Source organism: Microbacterium sp. LjRoot45, assembly GCF_964253325.1.
Taxonomy (GTDB): Bacteria; Actinomycetota; Actinomycetes; order Actinomycetales; family Microbacteriaceae; genus Microbacterium.
The window spans coordinates 1,074,645-1,099,340 of the sequence record NZ_CAXUQM020000001.1; the positions used below are offsets into that span (position 1 = coordinate 1,074,645).

At 69.1% G+C, this 24,696-nt stretch carries 23 protein-coding genes; 20 read left to right on the forward strand and 3 right to left on the reverse strand.

Annotated features, from left to right (window positions below; all coding sequences use genetic code 11):
* Positions 1-4 precede the first annotated feature (4 nt).
* Positions 5-1,750 carry a glycerophosphodiester phosphodiesterase gene (locus tag ACSQ18_RS05005; RefSeq protein ID WP_436036066.1) on the forward strand — a complete coding sequence of 582 codons (1,746 nt, stop codon included), beginning with the start codon at positions 5-7 and terminating at the stop codon, positions 1,748-1,750.
* A gap of 69 nt (positions 1,751-1,819) precedes the next feature.
* Here ACSQ18_RS05005 and ACSQ18_RS05010 read toward each other — a convergent pair whose 3' ends face one another.
* Positions 1,820-2,893 (reverse strand): P63C domain-containing protein, encoded by a 1,074-nt coding sequence (locus ACSQ18_RS05010; RefSeq protein ID WP_436036067.1) that lies wholly within the window; start codon positions 2,891-2,893, stop codon positions 1,820-1,822.
* Positions 2,894-3,229: 336 nt separating this feature from the next.
* Between ACSQ18_RS05010 and ACSQ18_RS05015 the strand changes: the two genes are divergently transcribed.
* Positions 3,230-3,433 (forward strand): hypothetical protein, encoded by a 204-nt coding sequence (locus ACSQ18_RS05015; RefSeq protein ID WP_436036068.1) that lies wholly within the window; start codon positions 3,230-3,232, stop codon positions 3,431-3,433.
* Positions 3,434-3,564: 131 nt separating this feature from the next.
* Entirely contained in the window at positions 3,565-4,044 is a 480-nt protein-coding gene (locus ACSQ18_RS05020; protein WP_436036069.1) for a hypothetical protein, read from the forward strand.
* A gap of 76 nt (positions 4,045-4,120) precedes the next feature.
* Here ACSQ18_RS05020 and ACSQ18_RS05025 read toward each other — a convergent pair whose 3' ends face one another.
* Positions 4,121-4,432 carry a hypothetical protein gene (locus tag ACSQ18_RS05025; protein WP_436036070.1) on the reverse strand — a complete coding sequence of 104 codons (312 nt, stop codon included), beginning with the start codon at positions 4,430-4,432 and terminating at the stop codon, positions 4,121-4,123.
* A 283-nt stretch (positions 4,433-4,715) separates the two neighbouring features.
* Here ACSQ18_RS05025 and ACSQ18_RS05030 point away from each other — a divergent pair, with 283 nt between their 5' ends.
* Positions 4,716-5,072 carry a hypothetical protein gene (locus ACSQ18_RS05030; RefSeq protein WP_436036071.1) on the forward strand — a complete coding sequence of 119 codons (357 nt, stop codon included), beginning with the start codon at positions 4,716-4,718 and terminating at the stop codon, positions 5,070-5,072.
* Between the two features lie 59 nt (positions 5,073-5,131).
* Here the strand turns inward: ACSQ18_RS05030 and ACSQ18_RS05035 are convergent, their stop codons facing one another.
* Complete coding sequence (locus tag ACSQ18_RS05035; RefSeq protein WP_436036072.1) at positions 5,132-5,908, reverse strand: tyrosine-type recombinase/integrase; 777 nt, start codon at positions 5,906-5,908, stop codon at positions 5,132-5,134.
* Between the two features lie 222 nt (positions 5,909-6,130).
* Between ACSQ18_RS05035 and ACSQ18_RS05040 the strand changes: the two genes are divergently transcribed.
* The 16 genes from ACSQ18_RS05040 (at position 6,131) to argH (ending at position 24,660) form a co-directional block, all read left to right on the forward strand.
* Entirely contained in the window at positions 6,131-6,937 is an 807-nt protein-coding gene (locus ACSQ18_RS05040; protein ID WP_301039699.1) for an amino acid ABC transporter ATP-binding protein, read from the forward strand.
* Between the two features lie 62 nt (positions 6,938-6,999).
* Positions 7,000-7,902 (forward strand): glutamate ABC transporter substrate-binding protein, encoded by a 903-nt coding sequence (locus ACSQ18_RS05045; protein WP_436036073.1) that lies wholly within the window; start codon positions 7,000-7,002, stop codon positions 7,900-7,902.
* Between the two features lie 58 nt (positions 7,903-7,960).
* Positions 7,961-8,611, forward strand: a complete 651-nt coding sequence (locus ACSQ18_RS05050; protein WP_144807543.1) for an amino acid ABC transporter permease — start codon at positions 7,961-7,963, stop codon at positions 8,609-8,611.
* The gene (locus tag ACSQ18_RS05055; RefSeq protein ID WP_436036074.1) at positions 8,608-9,546 is read left to right on the forward strand and encodes an amino acid ABC transporter permease; all 939 of its coding nucleotides are present in this window, start codon (positions 8,608-8,610) and stop codon (positions 9,544-9,546) included. Before ACSQ18_RS05050 ends, ACSQ18_RS05055 begins: the two co-directional genes overlap by 4 nt.
* Positions 9,547-9,589: 43 nt before the next feature.
* Positions 9,590-10,645, forward strand: coding sequence for a phenylalanine--tRNA ligase subunit alpha (gene pheS, locus ACSQ18_RS05060; RefSeq protein WP_436036075.1), 1,056 nt, complete (start codon positions 9,590-9,592; stop codon positions 10,643-10,645).
* Entirely contained in the window at positions 10,645-13,155 is a 2,511-nt protein-coding gene (pheT, locus tag ACSQ18_RS05065; protein ID WP_436036076.1) for a phenylalanine--tRNA ligase subunit beta, read from the forward strand. Before pheS ends, pheT begins: the two co-directional genes overlap by 1 nt.
* Positions 13,156-13,198: 43 nt before the next feature.
* Positions 13,199-13,972, forward strand: a complete 774-nt coding sequence (locus ACSQ18_RS05070; RefSeq protein WP_436036077.1) for an ABC transporter ATP-binding protein — start codon at positions 13,199-13,201, stop codon at positions 13,970-13,972.
* The gene (locus tag ACSQ18_RS05075) at positions 13,954-15,543 is read left to right on the forward strand and encodes a hypothetical protein (RefSeq protein ID WP_436036078.1); all 1,590 of its coding nucleotides are present in this window, start codon (positions 13,954-13,956) and stop codon (positions 15,541-15,543) included. The genes ACSQ18_RS05070 and ACSQ18_RS05075 overlap by 19 nt, the downstream gene beginning before the upstream one ends.
* 58 nt (positions 15,544-15,601) lie before the next feature.
* Positions 15,602-16,591 carry an NAD-dependent epimerase/dehydratase family protein gene (locus ACSQ18_RS05080; RefSeq protein ID WP_436036079.1) on the forward strand — a complete coding sequence of 330 codons (990 nt, stop codon included), beginning with the start codon at positions 15,602-15,604 and terminating at the stop codon, positions 16,589-16,591.
* Positions 16,592-16,832: 241 nt separating this feature from the next.
* Positions 16,833-17,888 (forward strand): N-acetyl-gamma-glutamyl-phosphate reductase, encoded by a 1,056-nt coding sequence (argC, locus tag ACSQ18_RS05085; protein ID WP_436036080.1) that lies wholly within the window; start codon positions 16,833-16,835, stop codon positions 17,886-17,888.
* The gene (gene argJ, locus ACSQ18_RS05090) at positions 17,885-19,042 is read left to right on the forward strand and encodes a bifunctional glutamate N-acetyltransferase/amino-acid acetyltransferase ArgJ (protein ID WP_436036081.1); all 1,158 of its coding nucleotides are present in this window, start codon (positions 17,885-17,887) and stop codon (positions 19,040-19,042) included. The genes argC and argJ overlap by 4 nt, the downstream gene beginning before the upstream one ends.
* Complete coding sequence (gene argB, locus ACSQ18_RS05095; protein ID WP_436036082.1) at positions 19,039-19,938, forward strand: acetylglutamate kinase; 900 nt, start codon at positions 19,039-19,041, stop codon at positions 19,936-19,938. The genes argJ and argB overlap by 4 nt, the downstream gene beginning before the upstream one ends.
* Positions 19,935-21,197, forward strand: coding sequence for an acetylornithine transaminase (locus ACSQ18_RS05100; RefSeq protein WP_436036083.1), 1,263 nt, complete (start codon positions 19,935-19,937; stop codon positions 21,195-21,197). Before argB ends, ACSQ18_RS05100 begins: the two co-directional genes overlap by 4 nt.
* On the forward strand, positions 21,194-22,117 hold the full coding sequence (gene argF, locus ACSQ18_RS05105; protein WP_436036084.1) for an ornithine carbamoyltransferase: 924 nt from the start codon (positions 21,194-21,196) through the stop codon (positions 22,115-22,117). The genes ACSQ18_RS05100 and argF overlap by 4 nt, the downstream gene beginning before the upstream one ends.
* A 10-nt stretch (positions 22,118-22,127) precedes the next feature.
* A complete protein-coding gene (locus tag ACSQ18_RS05110) occupies positions 22,128-23,189 on the forward strand; it encodes a heparan-alpha-glucosaminide N-acetyltransferase domain-containing protein (protein ID WP_436036085.1) in 1,062 nt (353 codons plus the stop codon).
* Positions 23,190-23,229: 40 nt separating this feature from the next.
* On the forward strand, positions 23,230-24,660 hold the full coding sequence (gene argH / locus ACSQ18_RS05115) for an argininosuccinate lyase (RefSeq protein ID WP_436036086.1): 1,431 nt from the start codon (positions 23,230-23,232) through the stop codon (positions 24,658-24,660).
* Positions 24,661-24,696 lie beyond the last annotated feature (36 nt).

Sequence of the window (24,696 nt, forward strand, 5' to 3'; positions counted from 1 at the left end):
GCCGATGACCACTCTTCACGACTCGAAGTCCGTCGCCACGACGGGGTCGGTCAACACGCAGACGTCACCGCAGTCGCTCGACCGGCCCCTCGTGGAGGACGGCCACCTGGTGATCCTCGCCTCCTGGCTGGCCACGCTCCTCGGCAGCGGGTCGCTGTCCGACATCCTCGACCTGACCCGCTACACCGGCTACGGGTCCGGGAGCAACCGCCTCGGCGGCGTCTATCTCGGGGTGGTCGCTGACGCGGCCGCGTTCAACGCGGCCGCCGACTTCATCCTGAAGGCGACGAGCTCGACGGCGACGACGCGCGTCGCCGGCATCGTCGCCTCCTACCCTCCCGACGCCGGCAAGCACTGGGACCTGTCGTCGGCGGTGGCAGCCGGCCCGGAGTACAACACGGCGACGCAGACCAGCGACACCTATCCGGCGATCGCCGCCCGCACCGACACGTTCGGCGTCGCGATGACGAACAAGGGCGCGTCGACCTCGCTCACCCGGCACGTCGTCCCCGACGGCACGCTGCTGATCCAGGCGCGGTCCAACTCGGCGGCGACGAACGAGAACCCGGGCGGGTCGCCGCCGACGGCCAACACGGTCAGCGTCTCCGACTCTGTCGTGTCGATCGCCCGCATCCCCTCCGGGGGCGGCGCCACCGTGAACTTCGTGGCGCAGGCGGCCGACGGGTCCTCGAGCGCCACGGCGCTCAGCCAGGCGTCTGGCGCGTGCATCGCGTTCACGGTCGCGATCAACCAGGTCGACGACACCCCCGACCCGGACCCGCTGCCCGCCGTCACGGGGCAGGGCTTCGGAACCATCCGCAAGATGCTGCAGACCAGGCATTCGGTCTGGTCGCACCGCAACGGCGGGCTCGGCACGAGCGGCTCGAGCCCGGCGAATGGGTACCCGGAGATGACCGAGTACGGGGTGCGGATGGCCGCGAACGCAGGCGCGAGCATCATCGAGATCTCGTGCCAGCGGACGAGCGACGAGCAGTGGATCGGCGCCCACGACCAGACCTTCGACCGGGTGACGCAGGAGACGACCTACGACGGGCAGAACTACAGCGCCCGCACGGCGGCGGAGATCCTCGCGTTGCACGTGAACGCCGGCGCGACCGGCGGCCCCCAGCCATACGCGACGCTGCAGCAACTCGTCGAGACGCTGCCCGAGGACTTCGTGTTCCTCGTCGACCCGAAGCAGGCCGGCGGCACCCCGTCGTACCTCACGGCGTTCCTGAACATCCTCGACAGCCTCGGCGGCCCGGAGAGGTTCATCGTGAAGATCGACGGCGCGGCGACCGCGTCGCGGTTCCAGGCGGTGAAGGACCACAACCCGAGCAACCCGTACGTCACCGCGGCGTACTGGTACGACACGACGACCAACTTCGCCACGTCGATCCCGCCGAAGCTGCCCTACGTCGACCTCGCCGGCCTGAACATCGAGCCGAACGAGGCAGCGGCCAGCTACTGGACCGACCTGCGCGCGATGTGCAACGCGCAGACCGCGATCGACGGGAAGCAGCGTTACATCTGGGCGCACGTCGTGCAGTCCCAGGCCGGGCACGATCTCGCGATCGCGCGCGGCGCCGACTTCATCCAGTGCTCCAACGTCGCCGTCACCCAGAAGGGTGTCGAGGCGTGGCGCCCGATCCTCGGCCCCGACGGGTTCGCCGTGAAAGAGATCTACGCCGGCAGCGCCCTGGCGCAGAAGGTCTACGTCGGCGACGAGCTCGTGTGGGTCCGCAGCTGAACCCTGCACAGACGAGAGCCCCGGATCGCTCACCCTCGTGGGTGCGGCGATCCGGGGCTCTTCATCGTTTCAGGCCTGGTCGTCCAGCCAGTCGTCGATGAAGTTGGTGATGAACCCGTGGTCATCGGTCTCGGTGACGCGGAGGACCTGCCGCGGCGCCTGGGTCGGGAAGCGGCGATCAAACAGAGCCCGGAACTGATCCAGGTCGTCGCTCACCTGCAAGAGCGTCACGACGGTGAGGATCTGCTTGTCGAGGTGCTCGATACCGGTGTCGACGGTCAGGTGCTGGTGATGCTTGCGCGGGCGGTGGCCCGACGCACCGCGGGGATTGACCTTCTCGAGCTCGGCGTGGACCCCTTCGGGGAGCTGCCGGTAGATGTGATCGTTGATGAACTTGCCGATGTACTGCGGGTGCTTGGTCTTGCCCTCCTTGTAGTCCCAGCCGTAGAGCCGATAGAGCTCGCGGAAGAACTCATTGGGGAACACCGACACCCAGCGGCGGAAGGTCTCGCTGACGTACTTCGAGAGCAGCTGCTGGAGCTCGTCGCGAGCACGGACCTCCTGATAGCCGGTCGCCTCATCCACGAGAGCCGTAATGCCGACCTGGGCCAGTGCGCGCATCAGCACCTCAGCCGCCTGGGCTGCGCCGAGCTGACTTTCCTGCAGCACACCGGCCTGACGGGCGGAGAGGTACACCTCGAGCACCTTCGGGAGCGTCTCCGCGCGGTATCCGGTCGAGATGAACTGCTGGCCGCCGAGCCGGTAGCGGATTGGCTCAAGGTCAGCGTTCAAACCCGCCGGGATGAAAGGGTCGAGGTTGTTCGCGCTGAGGAAGGGCGCTCTGCGGGCGACGTCCGCGCTGCGCCGCACGCCACTCTTTGTTGCGCGGTCGAGAGCGGCCATCACCGTCCCCTGGGAGAGGACCCGCGTGCCGTCGGGGAGCACTGCGCATTCGATACGCCGTTCGCCAATCTCGATGGCACCGGTATAGGTAGCACGGGGGATGGTCTTGTCCCACCGCGACTCGGCTGCTCGCCGTGAGATCTCGGCTCGTCGCTCAGGGCTGAGCTTGCGCGCCCGCGCTTTGCCGCCCTCGCTCGCATCGAACAGCGTGGGTGCCTCGTCGGGCGTTTCTATGGTCATGTCAGTCATCATCGCCTCTCAACTTCTGCTTGCCGCAAGCATTGCCTATATTCTGCGCGATGCTTGGAGCAAGCGCGCGCCGCGACACGCCGCGTGATTCTGCGGAAGCCTGCCCTACTCGGACCGATCTTGCGCGCCGTCGCATTCGCACCTGCTTGCCGGGATGCACCCGATCTGGCGGCGGAGCCATCGTCGTCGACGGCGCGCGTCCACACCCAGCAGTGTTGCTCGTGACAGTTGGAAAACTATTCCCAGTGGGAAGAGTTTCTGCTAGACTGGTGTCTGTTCGAGGAACCCCTCGGACGTGACAAATCCACAGAGATGCGAGGACGAGCAGTGAGTAACAAGGATCTCAAGATCCTGTTCTCCAAGCTCGAAGCGCAGGGCTGGGAAATCCGACCGACCAAAAAGGGTCAGTTCGCGGTTCCCCCGGACCCGAGCAAGCCTCTCGTTCAGATCCACAACACGGCTCGTGGTAGCCGCTCGTGGCAGAACATGATGGCTCAGCTCAAGCGCTCCGGCTTCGACGATCAGGGCTAGATCGGTTGGGGTAGTCAACTTGTCAGGGCGACTACCCCAACTCTAACCCCGATCCCTCGCATCTCGGTAGAGATGTCACACCAACGAAAGGATGAGGAGAGGAGAGCGACATGCACACATGGCACGTCACGGTGGAGTTCGCCGCTGCTATCGCGTTCGACGAGGACACCGTCTTCGACGTCGCGGGCGAGCTCGGCCACTACGGCGCAGTCATGAGCGTGTCACCGGATTTCACTACAGGGAGCGCACTGCTCACGGTCGAAGCGGGTTCCGCTCTCGACGCGTCCACCAAAGCCTCCGAGCTGGTTGTTGATGCTCTCGCATCGCACCAGGTCACGGGCGACGTTGTGTCCTTGCGGGCGCAGCGGGAGGACGCTTTCGAGGCGGAGCTCAACACGCCGATCTTTCCGGAGGTCGTCGGGTACGCGGAGATCGCTGAGCTGGCGGGTGTGACCCGTCAGCGCGCCCGGCAGTTCGCGCAGGTGTCGGGTTTCCCGGTGCCTGTGATCGAAACCGCTCAGGGACCGCTCATGGCGAAAGCTGCCGTCGAGCGTTGGCTTGAGAAACGCGCCGCACGCCCCGGCCGTCCGCGTAAGGCGGCCGTGGCCTAAGCAAACCCCAACCGCTTCTAGCCCGAAGCGTTGAGCAGAGAGGCCCTCACCCCGCCATCGGGGGTGGGGGCCTCTTTCACGTCTGCTCGTCGACCGCGCCTGTCCACACCCAGCAGCGGTGCTCGTGGCCGTCGATCGAGAACACGATGCCGACGGCGTCTGGTGTCCACCGGGCGGCGATCGCGCTCACCCGGACAGGCGTGTCACCGAACCGCACCCACGCCATCACCTTGCGGTGCGGCCGCGGGTCGATCGTCAACGGCACCTCGTCGAGGCGCAGCTCGAGCGGAGTGAGCGTCTGCAGCTTCGCGCCGCGAGAGACCGTCTGCAGCACGCGCTCGTTCATCCGCGCGTCGACGGCATCCGCGTACCGGCGATTCGTCCCCATCGGCCCGAGCATCCTCTCTCCGGCCGGAGAGCTCATCGTACGCCGCGCCCGCCGACACGCTCAGCCCTATGCTGAGGGCGTGATGAGACGAATCGCAATCTTGACGTCCGTGGTTCTGCTCGCCACCGCGCTCGCCGCCTGTGTTGGACCAGGTACACCATCCTCCTCGCCATCAGTCACTCAGCGGCCAGCGACGCCCGCCGTGGAACCCTCCACCCCCGCCGCCGAGAACGACCCACAGGTTGCCCCACAAGGATGCCTGGACTACCAGCCGGACCCGGACATGGTGGATGAGAGCGCTTTCACAGACGCGGCCCAGCGCGCCGATCTGGCTTCGGGCGTCGTGCTAAACCCTGGCCTCCAGATCGTTGGATCGACGGACGATCCGGGCAAGCTCGAGATCATCGCTCGTGTGTGTAGCTCGGGCCTCAGTAGGGAGCAGCTGATCGACGCGGCCAACGCGATCGCCGTCGCGCTCTACGGCTCGCCCGACGTCGACGACATCACGCTGCTCCTGGTGTCGTCATGGGTGCCCTCGGGTGAGTATCTCGACCGCGATCCCGGCGTCGACGTCGTCCAGACCGACTATGAGCTGTACCTCTGGGACGCTGACGTGTCGCTCGACGGACACTGGCAGTAGGTCAGGCGGTGGGGTCGGGCGTCCCCGCGACTTGGCGACGCTGAGGACGCCCGACCTGCTCAGGCCGCTAGTCGCGCGGCCATCGCGGCACGCTTGAGGTCCGCTCGAGTGGTGTGAACGTACTTCGACGTCGTCGCCGAGGTAGCGTGCCCGAGAAACTCCTGAGCCACCCGCAGGTTGTTCCCGGTGCCCTCGAACACTGCCGTGCCGGCGCGATGCCGGAGCGAGTGGGTGTTGACCCCGACGGCCCTTCGGATGCGGCGGTAAACTGCGTCGCCGCTCAAGTGGCCGGGACCGTCCTTCGCGGGGAAGAGGAAGCCTCGGGCGGGGAGCAGCTCGAGCAGCTCGAGCAGCTCGGGCGACATCGCCGCGATCCGCTGGTGGCCGCCCTTCCCGATGATGTAGAGCCACTCGCCCTCGATGTCGTTCCGGTGCACCTTCGCGATCTCAGACCGCCGGAGTCCGCACTCGGCGCCGAGGAGGATCATGGCACGGGTGTCGACCGGGACCCGCATGACGGCCCGCGCGATCGTCTGGTCGCTGGCAATGCGGCCCATCTTCCGAGGCTCCCGCACCCGCGGCATGTAGAGCGTCGGGTCGGTGTCGAGGTAGCCGTACCTGACGGCCCAGCGGTAGAAGTGCCGGACGGATGCGAGCGCGCTGTTGATGGACGTCGGCGCCCAGCCGTGCGAGTGGAGCCATGTCTCGATCTGCGGCGCCGTCGCGGTCGCGACGTCGAGCGCAGCGGCGAGCTTGTCGATGTAGTGGTCGCGAGCTCGTACGGTTGCGGCTGAGCGAGTCTGACTCCGGACGTGGTTCTTGTATTCGGTGATCATCTTTCTCTCCTGGGGGACCTTGGGGAGGTTCCCGGGAGAGTAGGGGAAGGGGATGATCCTGGCTGTGCTAGCAGCCGTGCGACGCAACCGGCGTGCGCTCACGAGGCGCGCACGCGACGGTCGAACAGCCCTGTTACGGGCGCGAGAGTGGTTTGTTTCAGATCGGTAAAGGTGCTGTGGAAAACCCCAGCGCGCACCCCCGGTAGCGCCTACGCTGGCCGGATGACGGCTTCTGAGCACGACGCAGCACACGAGTCCGCACCGGCCACGTCCAACATCTCCGTCCGCCGCGGCGACCCCCTCGTGGTCATCGAGAACGTGCAGAAGCACTACGGAGATTTCCACGCCCTGAAAGATGTCGACCTCACGGTCAACCGCGGCGAAGTCGTCGTGGTCATCGGTCCGTCGGGATCGGGCAAGTCGACGTTGTGCCGCACGATCAATCGCCTCGAGACGATCACGAGCGGCAGCATCACGATCGACGGGAAGGAGCTTCCCAAAGAGGGGAAGGGTCTCGCCGCCCTCCGCGCCGACGTCGGCATGGTGTTCCAGTCTTTCAACCTGTTCTCCCACCTCACGATCCTCGAGAACGTGACGCTCGGACCCATCAAGGTGAAGGGCATGAAGAAGGCGGAGGCCGAGAAGCTCGCCAAGGAGCTGCTCGATCGCGTCGGCGTCGGGCACCAGGCGGCGAAGCTCCCTGCGCAGCTGTCGGGCGGTCAGCAGCAGCGCGTGGCCATCGCCCGCGCGCTCGCCATGAAGCCGAAGGTCATGCTCTTCGACGAACCCACGAGCGCGCTCGACCCCGAGATGATCAACGAGGTGCTCGACGTCATGGTCACCCTCGCGCAGGAGGGCATGACGATGATCGTCGTGACCCACGAGATGGGCTTCGCGCGCAAGGCCGCCGACCGGGTCGTGTTCATGGCCGACGGGCAGATCGTCGAAGAGGCGACGCCCGACGAGTTCTTCACGAACGCGAAGAGCGACCGCGCGAAAGACTTCCTCTCCAAGCTCATCACCCATTGAGACCCACGCGTCCTGCAGCGACGCGTGCCCCAGAAGATACGAAACGAAACCAGGAGAATCACATGCGTATCACCCGTGTCGCCGGCGCTTTCGCCGGCATTGCCGTCGCAGCGCTGGCCTTGACCGCGTGCAACAGCGGCACGCCCGGCGCCGACCCCAGCCAGGGCGGTGACGAGCCGGCGGAGAACCCCTGGACCGTCGCAACCGACGTCACCCTCGAGGGGAGCCCCACGTTCGACGCGATCACGTCGCGCGGCTCCGTCAACATCGGCGTCAAGGAAGACCAGCCCAACCTCGGCTACCTCGACCCGACCACGGGCGAGCGCAGCGGCTTCGACGTCGACATCGCCCGCTGGATCGCGGCATCCCTCGGCTACGACGAGGACAAGATCGAGTACACGGTCGTCGACTCGGCCAACCGTGAGCAGGCCATCATCAACGGGCAGATCGACTACTACGTCGGCACCTACTCCATCACCGACGAGCGCAAGGAGCAGATCAGCTTCGCGGGTCCCTACTTCATCACCGGTCAGGGCCTGCTCGTCGCCGCGGACTCCGCGCTGACGGGTGTCGACGACCTCACCGCCGACACCGTCGTCTGCTCGGTCACGGGGTCGACCTCGATCCAGCGGATCAAGGAGGAGACCCCGTCCAAGACGGTCGAGCTGAGCAAGTACTCCGAGTGCGTCGAGCAGGTCAAGAACGGCCAGGCGGATGCCGTCACCACCGACGAGGCGATCCTCATCGGCTACGCGGCAAACGACCCCGACAACCTGAAGGTCGTCGGTGAGCCGTTCAGCGAGGAGCGCTACGGCGTCGGCATCGTCAAGGGCGACACGGCATTCGTCGAGCACGTCAACACGCTGTTCACCGACGGTGGCGACGTCTGGCAGGAGATCTTCGACAAGAACCTCGGCGCTGCGGGCGTCGACGGCACGCAGCCGGCCGTCGATCCCGCGGAGTGAGTCACGCCCGGGGCGGCGCGCGCCGCCCCGGGCCCCGTCCGATGCCAGGAGGAGCGTGATGGACCAGATCTTCGAGTACCCCGAGCTGTGGCAGCAGGCCGTGGTGGGCACCCTCGTGCTCTTCGTGGCAGGCGGCGCGATCGCTCTCGTGCTCGGCTTCATCGTCGGTGCGATGCGCGTCTCGCCGATCCCGGCGGCGCGAGTCGTGGGAGCCGTGTACGTCAACACGATCCGCAACACCCCGCTCACGCTGGTGCTGTTCTTCTTCGCCTTCGCCGTACCGATCCTCATCGAGGTCCCACGCGGCAGCTTCCTCCTGCTGGCGATTCTGGGGCTCGGCATCTACACGGCGACCTACGTGGCCGAGACTCTGCGCTCGGGAATCAACACCGTGCCGGTGGGGCAGGCCGAAGCCGCGCGCGCCCTCGGCATGGGATTCGGTCAGGTCATGGGCTACGTCGTGCTCCCGCAGGCTGCGCGCTCGGTCATCCCGCCGATGATGAGCGTGTTCATCGCCCTGCTGAAGAACACGACCGTCGCATCGGGGTTCTCCGTCATGAACCTCGGAAGCATCCGCGCCAACATGAGCGAGAACGGGGAGAACCAGATGGTCACCATCCTTCTCGTGATGGCGATCTTCGTGGCCCTCGTGCTGGTACTGGCAGCCGCCCAGCGGGCGTTCGAGAAGAAGTGGAGGATCGCACGATGAGCTCTGTGCTCTACGACGTCCCCGGTCCGCGCGCGATCGTCCGCAACCGCCTCATCGGCATCCTCACGGTCGTGGTGGTCGCCGCCGTCCTTGCATTCTTCTTCTGGCGGCTGCTCGACACGGGTCAGTTGTCGGCCGAGAAGTGGAACCTGTTCACCTACACACGCGTGTGGGAGATGATCGGGCAGGCCACCCTCGCGACCGTCTCCGCCTTCGCCGCTGCCGGAGTGGGCGCGGTGATCCTGGGCTTCGTGCTGGCCATCGGCCGGATGTCGGATCACGCCTGGGTGCGCGGGCCGTTCGCCGCGGTCGTCGAGATCCTTCGCGCCGTGCCCGTCCTCGTCTTCATGATGCTGCTGTTCTACGGCCTGCCCGTCATCGGCATCCGGGTGAGCAGCTACTGGGCCGTGGTGATCGCCCTCATCGCCTACAACGGATCCGTCCTGGCCGAGGTCATCCGAGCGGGCGTCGAGTCGCTTCCCCGCGGCCAGAAGGAGGCCGGGTACGCGATCGGCCTCCGCAAGGCGGGGGTCCTCCGTCTCATCCTGCTGCCCCAAGCCATCCGCGCCATGATGCCGGTCATCATCGCCCAGCTCGTGGTCACCCTCAAGGACACGGCGCTGGGCTTCATCATCACCTACCCAGAGCTCCTCTACACCGCGAAGCTCCTCGGCTCGAACGCCCAGTTCGGTTCGCCGCTCATCCCGTCGGCGATGATCGCGGGCGTCATCTACATCGCGATGTGCCTCGCACTCAGCTATCTCGCGTTCATGGCGCAGAAGCGACTGGGGCGCTCTCCGCGCAACTCCGGGATCACGCGCGCCGACGTCGCGGCACACGACGTCACCGACACGCAGGTCATCGGCGCGCAGAGCGCCGCGGACATCGCTGCGGCGCGTCGCGGGCTCGGAAAGCACGACTCGAACGCCGTGTAGCGCGGGCGGTCGCGTCGTCCTCCCGCCGGTAGACTCGACTCTCGTGTCTGACGCACCCGAGAACCAGCCGGTAGAGATCACGCCAGAGGCGGTGGAGTCCGCCATCGACGAGGCGCTGCGTGCGTTCGAGGCGTCCGCGACGTCTGCGGATCTGAAGATCGCGCGCAACGCTCACACGGCCGAGGGGTCCGCCCTGGCGCGTCTCAACGCACAGCTGCGTCACGTGCCCAACGACAAGAAGGCCGAGTTCGGCAAGCTCGTCGGACAGGCTCGTGCGCGGGTGACGCAGGCCTACGCCGCACGTGAGGAGGCGCTCGCCGAGGCGGAGACGACGGCGCGCCTCGAAGCGGAACGCGTCGACATCACCGCGCTGCCGCAGCGCGCGCGCGTGGGTGCACGGCATCCCCTCACCCTTCTGCAGGACCAGATCGGCGACATCTTCGTCGGCATGGGCTGGGAGGTTGCGGAAGGCCCGGAGCTGGAGCACGAGTGGTACAACTTCGACGCTCTCAACCTCGATGCCGACCACCCCGCCCGCCAGATGCAGGACACGTTCTACGTCGACCCCGTCGCGGCTCACCTGCTCCTGCGTACGCAGACCAGCCCGGTGCAGATGCGGTCGATGCTGACCCGCGAACTTCCGATCTACATCGTCTCGCCGGGGCGCGTGTACCGCACCGACGAGTTCGACGCCACGCACCTGCCCGTGTTCAGCCAGTTCGAGGGCCTCGTCATCGACAAGGGCATCACGATGGCGAACCTGCGCGGCACGCTCGACCACGTCGCTCGGGCGCTCTTCGGCGCCGAGGCGAAGACCCGGCTCCGCGCCAACTACTTCCCCTTCACCGAACCCTCTGCCGAGCTCGATCTCTGGCACCCCACCTTCAAGGGCGGGGCGCGCTGGATCGAGTGGGGCGGCTGCGGGATGGTCAACCCGAACGTGCTGCGCGCCGCCGGGATCGACCCGGAGGAGTACTCCGGCTTCGCGTTCGGCATGGGCATCGAGCGGACCCTCATGTTCCGTTCGGACGTGAAGGACATGCGCGACATGGCCGAGGGCGATGTCCGCTTCAGTGAGCAGTTCGGAATGGTGGTCTGATGCGCGTCCCGCTTTCGTGGCTCCGCGAGTACGTCGATGTCGCCGCCGATGCGACACCTGACGACGTGCTGGCGTCGCTGGTGTCGGTCGGCTTCGAAGAGGAGGACGTCCACGGCTTCGGCCTCACCGGCCCGATCGTGGTCGGTCAGGTCGTCGAGTTCGTCGAAGAGCCCCAGGCCAACGGCAAGACCATCCGCTGGTGCCAGGTCGACGTCGGCGACGCGCACGGCGGCGTCCGCGGCATCGTGTGCGGTGCCCGCAACTTCTTCGCCGGTGACAAGGTCGTCGTCACCCTTCCCGGTTCCGTGCTGCCCGGTCCGTTCCCGATCGCCGCGCGCAAGACCTACGGTCACGTGTCCGACGGCATGATCGCTTCGGCGAAGGAGCTCGGCCTGGGCGAGGAGCACAGCGGCATCCTTCGCCTGGTCGAGCTGGGCCTCGACCCCGACGTGGGGACGGATGCCATCGCGCTCCTCGGGCTCGACGACGTGGCGGTCGAGATCAACGTGACACCGGATCGCGGTTATGCGCTGAGCCTGCGGGGTGTGGCGCGAGAGTACTCGCACGCGACCGGCGCGGCGTTCCGCGACCCCGCGGACCGGCCGTTCGACGAGCTCGCGCAGCCGACCCAGGGCTTCGAGGTGCGGGTCGTCGACGACGCGCCGGTGCGGGGACGCGTCGGCGCATCCGAGTTCGTCGTGCGGGCCGTCCGCGACGTCGACCCCACCAAGCCGACGCCGGCGTGGATGGTGGCGCGTCTGACGCTCGCCGGCATCCGCCCCCTCGGCATCCTCATCGACATCACGAACTACGTGATGCTCGAGCTCGGCAATCCCATCCACGGGTACGACCTCGACCGGCTCTCCGGTGGCATCACGGTGCGCCGGGCGCATGCCGGCGAGAAGCTGACGACCCTCGACGGCAAGGAGCGATCGCTCCACGCCGAAGACCTCCTCATCACCGACGAGTCCGGTCCGATCGGTCTGGCGGGCGTGATGGGCGGCAGCACGACGGAGATGACCGACGCGACGCGCAACGTCCTCATCGAGGCCGCGATCTTCGACACGGTCACGATCGCCCGCACGGCCCGTCGCCACAAGCTGCCGAGCGAGGCCTCAAAGCGCTTCGAGCGCGGTGTCGATCCACTGGTGCCGTTCGTCGCGGCGCGTCGGGTCGCCGACCTCATGGTCGAGTACGCGGGTGGCACCCTCGACGATCGCGGCGGCGCGCTGTTCGCCGAGGTCTTCGTCGAGGCCGTCACCCTGCCGCGCCCGTTCGTATCCGGACTCATCGGCGTCGATTACACGGATGCCGAAGTGATCGCTGCGCTGGAGACCATCGGAGCCGAGGTCACCGCCGACGATGACGACGACTGGTCGGTCATCCCGCCGTCCTGGCGCCCCGACCTCACGGACAAGTGGACGCTCGCGGAGGAAGTCGCCCGGATCACGGGCTACGACCGCATCCCGTCTGTCCTGCCCGTGCCGCCCTCAGGACGCGGATTCACCCCCGCCCAGGCGGGGCGCCGGCGCGTGGCGAATGCCCTGGCGGCGGCAGGGTTCGTCGAGACCCCCTCGTTCGGCTTCACCACCGAAGAGCAGAACGACCTGCACGGGTCGGCATCCGGCGAGCACCTGCCGAGCGTGAAGCTGGCGAACCCGCTCGACGGGCAGGCGCCGTTCCTGCGCCGCTCCCTCGTGCCGGGCCTCCTGCAGGTCGCGCACCGCAACCAGTCGCGCGGGCTCACCGATCTCGCGCTGTTCGAGACCGGAACGGTCTTCCTCCCCGCCCCCGGCGTGCGCTACGGGACGACCGTGGTCCCGCCCGCCGCGGTGCGCCCGGATGCCGCGACCCTCGCCGCGCTCGATGCCTCACTGCCCCCGCAGCCTCGCCGTATCGCCGTGCTGCTCACGGGCGACCGCATCGCCAAGCAGCCCGGTGTCGCGGCGGAACCCTTCGACCTGGCCGACGGCGTCGACGCGGTCCGTGCCATCGCGGCAGCGGCGGGCGTCGACGTCGACATCGCGCAGGCGCAGCGCGCGGCACTGCATCCCGGCCGCGCGGGTTCGGTCTCGGTGGCCGGGGCCGAGGTCGGCTACGTCGGCGAACTGCTGCCGGCGGTCGCGGCCGCTGCAGACCTGCCGGGGCGCGTTATCGTCGCCGAACTCGACCTCGATGCGCTGCTCGAGGCGGCCGGAACCCGCGTGGTCGCCGAGTCGCTCTCGGGCTATCCCGCCGCCACGCAGGACGTGTCCTTGGTGATCGGGGCGGACGTCCCGGCGGCCGACGTGCGTCGCGCGCTCACCGAGGGGGCGGGTCCGCTCCTGGAGTCGGTCCGTCTGGTCGATGACTATCGCGGTCACGGCGTCGCGGACGGTGCGAAGAGCGTCACCTTCGCCCTGCGCTTCCGCGCCGAAGATCGCACGCTCACGGCGGCCGAGGCCACCGAGGCGAAGCTCGCCGGGGTCGCGGTGGCAGCGGAGCGGTTCGGCGCCGCACTTCGCGAGTAGCGGGCCGACCGCGCCGCACGGCGGTCGGGATAGGCTCGGGACGGTGAGCGATCCGACGTCGAACCCTCCCGCCCTGCATCTGACCGGGCTCCGGAAGCAGTTCGGTCCGAAGGTCGCCGTGGACGGGATCGACCTCACCGTGCCGACCGGCTCCTTCTTCGGTCTCGTCGGCCCCAACGGTGCCGGGAAGACCACGACCCTCTCGATGGCGACGGGACTGCTGCGGCCGGACGCCGGTGGAGCGTACGTGCACGGCGTGGACGTCTGGACCGACCCGATCGCCGCGAAGCGCATGATCGGCAACCTCGCCGACGGCGTTCGGCTGTTCGACCGGCTCACGGGGGAGCAGCTCATCACCTACACCGCGATGATGTTCGGCATCCCGCGCCCGCAGATCGCTCCGCGCGTCGCCGATCTCCTCGCCCTGATGGACCTCGGTGAGGCGGCGGGATTGATCGTCGCGGACTACTCCGCCGGCATGACGAAGAAGGTCGCGCTGGCGTGCGCGCTCGTCCATGCGCCGAGGCTGCTCGTGCTGGACGAGCCGTTCGAGTCCGTCGATCCGGTGTCGGCGGCCAACATCGAAGACGTGCTGCGCGGCTACACCCGTTCGGGAGGCACAGTGATCGTGTCCAGCCACTCGATGGATCTCGTTCAGCGCATGTGCGACCACGTCGCGATCATCGCTGCCGGGCGCGTGCGGGCGGCGGGCACGGTCGACGAGGTTCGCGCGGGGGAGTCGCTCCAGGACCGCTTCGTCGAGCTCGTGGGAGGCCGGCACACCTCGGAGGGTCCGCAGTGGCTGCGCCCGTCCTGACCGTCCTGAAGCTGCGGTACCGGGTGCTCGGGAACAACCTGTCCCGGCGCCCCTGGCAGCTGGTGGGTTTCTGCTTGGGCGTTCTGTGGGCGCTCGGACTGCTCGTCGCGGTGGTCGCCGCGTTCCTGCTCCTCTCGGCGACGCAAGCGCTCGAGGTGAAGGCCACCGTGATGGTCCTCGGGGGATCGGCGCTGCTGCTCGGCTGGCTCCTCGGACCGCTTCTGCTGGCAGGCCTCGATTCGACCGTCGATGCGGCCCGACTGGCACCCTTCCCACTGCGCCGAGGGGAGCTGATGGCCGCGCTCGCCGCGACCGGTCTCACCGGCATCCCCGGCATCATGACCTCGCTCGCCGCGCTCTCCTCGCTGCTGCTGTGGATGCCGCAGCCCGCCGCCGTGGCAGCGGCGCTGCCGGCGGTCGTCGTCGGGGTCGCCACGTGCATCGTGGCCACGCAGCTGATGGCGGCTCTGGCGCAGTCGAGCGGCTCGCGGCGCGGCCGGGAGGTCATGGGCACGATCGTGCTGATCCTGCTGGTGCTCGCTGGTCCGATCGTGACGGGGCTGCTGTCGGTGCTCGATCGGGCGACGAGCGATCTGGCGGGCACGTTCGCGGATGCCGCTGTCGTCCTCGGCTGGACACCGCTGGGCGCGGCGTGGTCGGTGCCCGCCGCTGTGGCTGCCGGTGCCGGGGGAGAGGCGGTCGCCAAGTTCGCGATCGCCCTTGCAGGGCTCGCAGTGCTCGCGGGGGCATGGTGGCGAACCGTGGACACGACGACCGCGGCGCCCGCGCGCGCCACGGTGCGGGCTGTCCGCTCGGGCGCGTTGCACGTGTTCGGCCGGTTCCCGACCGGCGCGACGGGTGCGACGTGGGCGCGATCGCTCTCCGGCTGGCTCCGCGATCCCCGCTACCTCCGGCAGTTGCTCGTCGTCCCGCTGTTTCCCGTCGTCTTCGGCCTGGTGGCCGGCGTCGACAGTTGGCTCTTCGCGGGGTCCGCCGTGCTCGCCGCCCTCGTCCTCTCGATCGCGGGGTACGCCGACGTGTCGTACGACGGGACGGCGTTCGCCTCCGTGCTCGCCGCCGGCGTGAGAGGACGCGACGACCGGCTGGGAAGACTCGCGGGGGCCGCCTGCGTCGGCATCCCGCTCCTTGTCGTCCTCGCCGTCGTCACGAGCGTGCTGGCGGGAACGACCACCTGGCTTCCGGCGCTCCTCGGGGCTGCTCTCGGGCTTCTGCTGTGCGGTTACGGTGTGACAGCCGTCTCCTCCGCCCTGATCGTCACGCCTGTCCCGTCGCCGGGCGACAGTCCGTTCCGCTCCGTCCCCGGTCAGACCTTCCTCAACAGCCTGCTGGTCTTCGTGGTGTGGGCGGCGGCCCTCGTGCTGGCCTCTCCCGCGGTCGTGGTCGCGGTGGTCGCGGTGGCGAGCGGCAACGCTGCACTCGGATGGGTCGCGCTGGGCGTCGGCCTCGCCCTCGGCGCGGCCTCGATCGTCGGCGGCGTCCTCCTCGGCGGCAGAACGTTCGACCGCACGGCACCCGAACTCCTGGCGCGCATCAAGGCCTTCCCCGTTTGATGCTCCGCCCACAGCGGACGCGCTGGCGTCTTCGGTCGCCGCGTGATGGGCTGAGCGCATGACGGATGTCCTGATCCTCGGCGGCACGGGATGGGTGAGCGGGCGGATCGCGCAGGCGTGGCTAGACAGGGGAGCGCGGGTGACCTGCCTGGCGCGAGGCGGCCGAGCCGCCCCGGCGGGCGCAGACCTCGTGACGGCGGATCGGGATGCCCCCGGCGCCTACGAAGAGGTCGTCCGGCAGGAGTGGGATGAGGTCGTCGACATCTCCTCCCACCCGCGTCATGTCGAGGATGCCGTGTCGGCGCTGGAGTCGCGTGCCGTGCACTGGAGCTATGTGTCGAGCGTGTCCGTGTACGCCTCTGCCGCGGAGTACGGGGCCGACGAGTCGGCCGCGATCGTCGAACCCGCGCGGGACGGGGCGGCGGACGACTACGCCCGTGCGAAGGCCGCGGCCGAGGGTGCGGTCGGTGCGCTGGGCGATCGCGTCGCGATTTCGCGGCCGGGGCTGATCGTCGGGCCGGGCGATCCGACCGACCGCTTCGGCTATTGGCCGGCCCGGTTCGCGGCAGCCGCCGCCGAACCGGTCATGATCCCCGAGCCGGAGGGATTGTGGGCGCAGGTGATCGACGTGGACGATCTCGCCGCCTTCGTCGTCTCCGCGGCCGCGCGGGGCTGGCGCGGCGTCGTCAATGCCGTGGGTGCGTCGACTCCCCTCGCCGAGGTGCTGGCGGCGGCGAGGGAGGCGGCGGGTCACACGGGCGCCGTCGTTCCCGTGCCGGCCGCTCGGCTGGTGGCACATGACGTCGCGTACTGGGCTGGACCGCGTTCATTGCCGCTGTGGCTGCCGGACGACATGCCCGGATTCGCCTCCCGTGACGGCCGCGCCTTCCGGGCGGCCGGCGGGCGCACCCGGGCGCTCTCCGAAACGGTCGAGCGCGTCCTCGCCGACGAGCGGGCGCGCGGATTGGATCGTCCACGCCGCGCCGGCGTCAGCCGTGAGGACGAAGTCGCCCTTCTTGATGCGCTCGCCTCCGACGACCGCGGATGACGGTCGATTTGGCGCACCGGCGGCACCGGCGATATGGTCGCCGCATGTCCTCGGCCGCCTCGTTCACCGTCTCGACGGTTCTCGACGCGCGCCGACGCCGGGCCGGACGCCGACGCTAGGCGATGCTGCGTGCTCCCCGCATCCGCGGGTCGAGCTCCCGGTGTCGCCGTGGTCTTCCGAGTCCCGTCCCCCGAGCCGCGCCCCGTCGAGGGGCCCGTTTCCCAGACAATAAGGTTGAACAATGACCTATTCGGTCGCCGTCTCCGGCGCATCCGGCTACGCCGGTGGCGAGATCCTTCGCCTGCTCGCCGCGCACCCCGATGTCGAGATCCGCACCGTCACGGCCCACTCCAACGCGGGCCAGCCCCTCGCCGAGCATCAGCCGCACCTGCGCTCGCTGGCGCACCTGACGCTGCAGGACACGACCCCCGAGACTCTCGCGGGTCACGATGTCGTCTTCCTCGCCCTTCCCCACGGGCAGTCCGGCCAGTACACCGCCGCGCTCGGCGACGTGCCGCTCGTGATCGACGCGGGTGCCGACCACCGGCTGACGTCCGCGTCGGCATGGGACGCGTTCTACGGGGGCGCTTTCCACGAGCCGTGGGCGTACGGCGTTCCGGAGCTGCCGGTCGCGGGCGGACGTCAGCGTGAGCGGATCGCGGGCGCCACGCGGATCGCCGCCCCCGGCTGCAACGCCTCCACCGTCGCCCTGAGCCTCGCGCCGGGCGTCGCGTCCGGAGTGATCGACCCCGGCGACATCGTGAGCGTCTTGGCTGTCGGCCCGTCGGGCGCGGGCAAGAGCGCGAAGACCCACCTGCTGGCATCCGAGATCCTCGGGTCGGCAAACCCCTACGCCGTCGGCGGCTCGCATCGTCACATTCCGGAGATCCGGCAGGCGCTCGTCGCCGCGGGGTCGGGGATCGCCGAAGCCGACGTGCGGCTGTCGTTCACCCCCGTCATCGTCCCGATGGCCCGCGGCATTCTCGCCACCAGCTCTGCGCGCATCGCGCCCGGCGTGTCCGACGCGGAGATCCGGCAGGCGTGGGAGGCGGCGTACGGCGAAGAGTTGTTCGTGCAGCTGCTTCCTGAAGGGCAGTTCCCGCGCACCGCAGATGTGCTCGGAGCCAACACCGCACTCCTGGGGCTCGCCATCGACCGGTCCGCCGACCGTGTGATCGTCGTGGCCGCCGTCGACAACCTCGTCAAGGGCACGGCCGGAGCCGCCGTGCAGTCCATGAACATCGCCCTCGGCCTCCCCGAGGCCACGGGCCTGACCGTGAACGGAGTCGCCCCGTGAGCGTCACCGCAGCACAGGGCTTCGTCGCCGCCGGCGTCGCGGTCGGCCTCAAGTCCACCGGAGCCAGGGACGTCGCCGTCGTCGTCAACCGCGGTCCGCACAAGGCGGCTGCGGCCGTCTTCACCAGCAACCGGGCAAAGGCCAATCCGATCCTGTGGTCGCAGCAGGCGATCGCCGACGGCGTCGCGGAGGCCGTGGTGCTGAACTCCGGGGGAGCGAACTGCTTCACGGGTGCCTTCGGCTTCCAGACGACGCATCAGACCGCCGAGACCGCGGCGACGCTCCTGGGTGTCAGCCCGGGAGATGTCCTCGTCTGCTCGACAGGGCTCATCGGCACCGGCGACGAGGTCTTCCGCGCCAAGGTCCTCGCCGGAACGACCGCCGCCATCGAGGCGTTGTCGGAAGACGGGGGAGACGACGCGTCGCTCGCCATCATGACCACCGACTCCCGCCCGAAGCGCTCCGTGGTCACGCGCGACGGCTGGACGATCGGAGGCATGGCCAAGGGTGCGGGAATGCTCGCGCCCGGCCTGGCCACGATGCTCGTCGTCGTGACGACCGACGCAGTAGTCGACTCCGCAGACCTGGACGCGGCACTCCGCCGCGCGACGGCGGTGACCTTCGATCGCCTCGACTCGGACGGCTGCATGTCGACGAACGACCAGGTGACCCTGCTGGCGAGCGGTGCCAGCGGCATCCGTCCCGCCGCGGATGCCTTCGAGTCCGCGCTCGTGCAGGTGTGCCAAGACCTCGCCACCCAGTTGCAGGGTGACGCCGAGGGGGCCAGTCACGACATCGCCATCCGTGTCGTGCACGCCGCGACCGACGACGACGCCGTCGCGGTCGGACGCTCCGTCGCGAGGAACAACCTCTTCAAGGCGGCCATCTTCGGCAACGACCCCAACTGGGGTCGCGTGCTCGCGGCGATCGGCACGACCGACGCGGCGTTCGATCCCTACGACGTCGATGTCTGGTTCAACGGAGTCCGCGTGTGCAGCGCCGGGGCTCCCGACTGCCCGCGGGAGGACGTCGATCTCACCCCGCGCGCGACCGACATCCTCATCGACCTCAAGTCGGGCCCGGCCGAAGCGACGATCCTGACCAACGATCTCACGCACGACTACGTCCACGAGAACAGCGCCTACTCCTCATGACCGATCTCCAGCACACCACCCCGGAGGAGGCCGCGGAGAAGGCGGCGGTCCTCATCGAGTCGCTGCCGTGGCTGCAGCGCTTCCGCGATCAGATCATCGTCATCAAGTACGGCGGCAACGCGATGATCTCGGAGCAGCTCCAGGACGCGTTCGCGCAGGACATCGCCTATCTCCGCTTCGTCGGGGTCAAGCCCGTCGTCGTGCACGGCGGCGGACCGCAGATCTCGCGGATGCTCGACCGGCTGTCGATTCCGAGCGAGTTCAAGGGCGGGTATCGGGTGACGTCGACCGAGGCGATCGGCGTCGTGCGCATGGTCCTGACCGGTCAGATCAATCCCCAGCTCGTCGCTCGGATCAATGCTTTCGGACCGTTGGCCACCGGTATCTCGGGTGAGGATGCCGGTCTGTTCCGCGGTCGCCGTCGCGGAGTGCTGCTCGACGGTGTCGAGCACGATCTGGGTTACGTCGGCGACGTCGTCGGCGTCGATCCGCGGCCGGTCATCGATCAGCTCAACGCGGGTCGTATCCCGGTCGTTTCGTCCATCGCGCCCGATCACGACAACCCGGGTCACTCCCTCAACGTGAACGCGGACGCCGCCGCGGCGGCGCTCGCCGTCGCCCTCGGAGCGACCAAACTCGTCGTGCTCACCGACGTCGCCGGCCTCTACGCCGACTGGCCCGACCGAGACTCGCTCGTCTCCCACCTCACTGCCGCAGAGCTGCGGGCGATGATGCCCCGTCTGGAATCGGGCATGATCCCGAAGATGCAGGCGTGCCTCGACGCGGTGGATGGCGGCGTCGAGACGGCGGCGATCATCGACGGCAGGCAGCCGCACTCGGTGCTGGTGGAGATCTTCACGGAGCAGGGAATCGGAACAGAGGTGGTGGCGAAGTGACCGACACGACGACGCAGGCACGCTGGCAGGAGGATGCCTCGCGCCATCTCGTGCGCAACGCCTCCGACCGCTTGGCGATGTTCACGCGCGGCGAGGGCGCGTATCTGTGGGACCAGGACGGGCGACGCTATCTCGACTTCCTCGGCGGGATCGCGGTGACCTCTCTCGGCCACGCGCACCCCGTCTTCGTCGACGCGATCTCGCGGCAGGCTGCGACCCTCGCGCAGGTGTCGAACTTCTTCGCGACCCCGACGCAGTTGGAGCTCGCCGCCCTGCTCAAGGAGCTCGCGGGTGCGGGCGACGCCGGTCGCGTGTACTTCGGCAACTCGGGGGCCGAGGCCAACGAGGCGGCGTTCAAGCTCGCGCGCCTGCACGGTGCCGCGGACCGCAACGGCGGCAGCGCTCGCCCGCGCATCCTGGCTCTGAAGAACGCGTTCCACGGGCGCACGATGGGCACTCTCGCCATCACCGGGAAACCCTCGATGCAGGAGCCCTTCCTTCCGATGATCCCGGGCGTCGAGTTCATCGACTCGACGGTGGAGGCGCTGGAGGCGGCGATCGACGACCGCGTCGCCGCGCTGTTCGTCGAACCCATCAAGGGTGAGGCGGGCGTCGTCGAACTGCCTGAGGGGTTCCTCGTCGCCGCGCGCGAGCTCACCCGCGCGCACGGTGCGCTGCTCATCATCGACGAGATCCAGACCGGTGCCGGGCGCACGGGCGCCTGGTTCGCGTTCCAGCACAGCGGCATCGTGCCCGACGCGATCACCGTCGCGAAGGGGATCGGCGGTGGGTTCCCTATCGGTGCGCTCATCACCTTCGGCGACGCCGGCGACCTGTTCTACCCGGGCACCCACGGGTCGACCTTCGGCGGTAACCCGCTGGGCACCGCCGTAGCCACCGCCGTGCTGCGCGAGATCGAGCGCGCCGACCTCCTGACCAACGCGACCGAGCGCGGCGCTCAGCTTCGCCACGCGATCGAGAACCTCGGTTCCCCGCTCATCGAGTCCACTCGCGGGCAGGGCCTGCTGATCGGTGTGAGCCTGCGGCATCCCGTCGCCGGCGCCGTCGTCGCCGCCGCGCAGCAGCACGGACTGATCGTGAACGCCGCCAACGACGACACGGTGCGTCTCGCCCCGGCGCTGAACATCGGCGATGTCGAGGTCGATGAGTTCCTCGACCTGTTCGCACGCGCGCTCCACACCGTCGCGGACTCGCTGCTCTTGGAAGAAACCCCCACGACCCCGGAGGATCCCGCATGACCCGCCATCTGCTCCGCGACGACGATCTGAGCCCCGCCGAGCAGGCGGAGATCCTCGACCTCGCGCTCGCTCTTAAGAAGGATCGCTGGAAGCTCAAGCCCCTCGAGGGGCCGCAGACGGTCGCGGTCATCTTCGACAAGTCGTCCACGCGGACGCGGGTGTCGTTCGCCGTGGGGATCGCCGACCTCGGCGGCTCGCCGCTCATCATCTCGACCGCCAACAGCCAGCTCGGAGGCAAGGAGACGCCGTCGGACACGGCTCGGGTGCTCGAGCGGCAGGTGGCCGCGATCGTGTGGCGCACTTATGCGCAGGCCGGTCTCGAGGAGATGGCCCGTGGCACGCGCGTCCCGGTGGTCAATGCCCTCAGTGATGACTTCCACCCCTGTCAGCTGCTGGCCGACCTCCTCACGATCCGTGAGCACAAGGGAGACCTCGCGGGTCTCACGTTGACCTTCTTCGGCGACGGCAAGTCCAACATGGCGCATTCGTACGTGCTGGCCGGCGTCACGGCCGGGATGCATGTGCGGGTGGCGTCTCCGGAGGACTACGCACCTCGGGAGGACGTCGTCGCGGATGCCGACAGGATCGCCGCGCAGACCGGCGGCTCGGTGACCCTCTACACGGATCCGCTGGAAGCGGCCGGCGGCGCCGACGTCGTCGTCACCGACACCTGGGTGTCGATGGGCAAGGAGGAGGAGAAGATCGCGCGGCTCCGCGACCTCGGCGCGTACAAGGTGACGCAGGAGACGATGTCGCTGGCGCAGGATGACGCGATCTTCATCCACTGCCTCCCCGCCGACCGCGGCTACGAGGTCGATGCGAAGGTCATCGACGGGCCTCAGAGCGTCGTGTGGGACGAGGCGGAGAACCGCCTCCACGCGCAGAAGGCGCTCCTGGTGTGGCTGCTCCGACAGCAGTGACCCGGTCGCCGTGACGCGGGCGAAGACCCTGCTGGACGCCGGCGACCGGTTGGCGGGCGTCGACCTCGCGCGCGGGCTCGCCGTGCTCGGCATGCTCACCGCCCACCTGGCGACGACCGAGGAACTGCGGTGGGGTGACCCCGGCACATGGAGCGGAATCGTTGATGGCCGATCATCCATCCTGTTCGCGCTCCTGGCAGGGGTGTCGATCGCGCTTCTCAGCGGCGGCCGGTCCGCGGTCGACGGAGACCGGCTGAGGATCGTGCGGGGGAGACTTGCCGTCCGGGCGCTCGTGCTCTGGGTGCTCGGTGCGGCTCTCATCCTCACGGGGGTGCCGGTGTTCGTCATCCTGCCGGCGTATGCGCTGCTGTTCCTCCTGGCTGTTCCGCTCCTACGGTGGCGCCCGCCCGCCCTCTGGGCCTTGGCAGGCGCAACCGCCCTGATCATGCCGCTCCTTCAACCCGGCATCGACCAGGTCGTGGCGCTCGCCGGCCCCGACGTGGAACTGGTGCTGGGCTGGCACTACCCGTTCACCGTCTGGATCTCCTTCGTCGCCGCGGGGATGGCCGTGGGCCGCAGCAGACTGACCGCACTGCGCACGCAGCTCGTGCTCCTCGCCGGGGGGATCGGGGCCGCTGTCGCCGGGTATGGCGCCGCCGCGTTGAGTCCGTCGACGGGAGGAGTGCGCGAGGGGTGGGCGGAGGCGGTGTGGAGCGCTGCGCCGCACTCCGCCGGCATCCCCGAGGTCATCGGCTCGGGCGGGTTCGCGGTCGCCGTCCTCGGGGCTTCGCTCCTCGTGTGCCGCACGTTCGTGCGCTGGGTCGCCTTCCCGGTTCGCGCGGTGGGTTCGATGCCCTTGACGGCGTACGTCGGACAACTCGTGGCGTGGGCGATCATCGCTTCCCTCGTGCTCGGCGACACCGGCGACCTCGGCGGGTTCCGCGCGCTCGATCCGCTCGGTCCGTTCGTATGGACCACGCTCGTCCTCTGCACGGCGTGGGCGCTCCTGTTCGGGCGCGGACCCCTCGAGCGCGTCACCGCCTGGGCCGCCGCGGTGGTCGTCCGTCCCTGACGGCGAAGGGCGGCCATGACGGCCCGGCTAGGCTGGGCGGGTGAGCGAAACAGCAGCGCATGGCACGAACGAGGGAGCGCTCTGGGGCGCCCGATTCGCGACCGGACCTTCTCCCGAACTCCAAGCGCTGAGCAGGTCCACTCACTTCGACTGGGTGCTCGCGCCCTACGATCTGGCGGGGTCCCACGCCCACGCCGCCGCGCTCGCCGCCGCCGGGTATCTCACGGCCGACGAGGAGTCGCGCATGCACGCAGGCCTGGATGCCCTCGACCGCGCCGTGCAGGACGGCACGCTCGTCGCGCTGCCGGGCGATGAAGACGTCCACGGTGCGCTGGAGGCGGCGCTCATCGCGGAGGTCGGTCCGGAACTGGGCGGAAAGCTGCGTGCCGGCCGCAGCCGTAACGACCAGATCGCGACGCTGGTCCGGCTGTACCTCCTCGACCACGCGCGCGTGATCGCCCGCGACCTGCTGCGGGTGGTGGACGCGGTGGTGGCGCAGGCCGAGGCGCACGCCACCGCGATCATGCCGGGGCGCACCCACTTGCAGCATGCGCAGCCCATCCTCCTCGCGCACCACCTCCAGGCTCACGCATGGCCGCTGGTGCGAGACCTCGAACGTCTGCGCGACTGGTCGGTTCGTGCGGCGGTCTCTCCGTACGGCGGGGGAGCGCTCGCCGGTGCGACGCTGGGACTCGATCCGCAGCGGGTCGCCGATGCGCTGGGCCTCGCCCGCCCGGCGGAGAACTCGCTCGACGGCACTGCGGCCCGCGATGTCGTTGCCGAGTTCGCGTTCATCGCGGCGATGATCGGCGTCGACCTGTCGCGGTTCGCCGAGGACGTGATCATCTGGAACACGCGTGAGTTCGGTTTCGTGTCGCTCGACGACGGCTACTCGACGGGGTCGAGCATCATGCCACAGAAGAAGAACCCCGACATCGCCGAACTCGCCCGCGGGAAGGCGGGCCGCCTGATCGGCAACCTGTCCGGCCTGCTCGCGACGCTGAAGGCTCTGCCGCTGGCGTACAACCGCGACCTCCAGGAGGACAAGGAGCCGGTGTTCGATTCCGTGGCGACGCTCGAGGTCGTCCTTCCCGCGTTCGCGGGAATGATCGCGACGTTGCGATTCGACACAGCGCGCATGGCGGCGCTTGCGCCGGAGGGATTCTCGCTCGCCACCGATGTCGCCGAGTGGCTCGTGAAGCAGGGGGTCCCCTTCCGCGACGCGCACGAGGTCTCCGGGTCGCTCGTGCGCGCGTGCGAGGAGAAGGGGATCGGGCTGGAGGATGCCGATGACGCTCTCCTGGCATCCGTGTCCGCCCACCTGACACCCGCGGTACGGGACGTGCTCTCCATCGAGGGATCGGTGGCCAGCCGCACGGGGGCGGGCGGCACGGCGCCGGTTCGCGTCGCAGAACAGCGCGCCGAGCTCGTGGCCCGTGCGCAGGAGGCGGCTCGCACGCTGGGACTGTGACCTTATACGCGCGAATAATAAGTCATTGGCTTATTC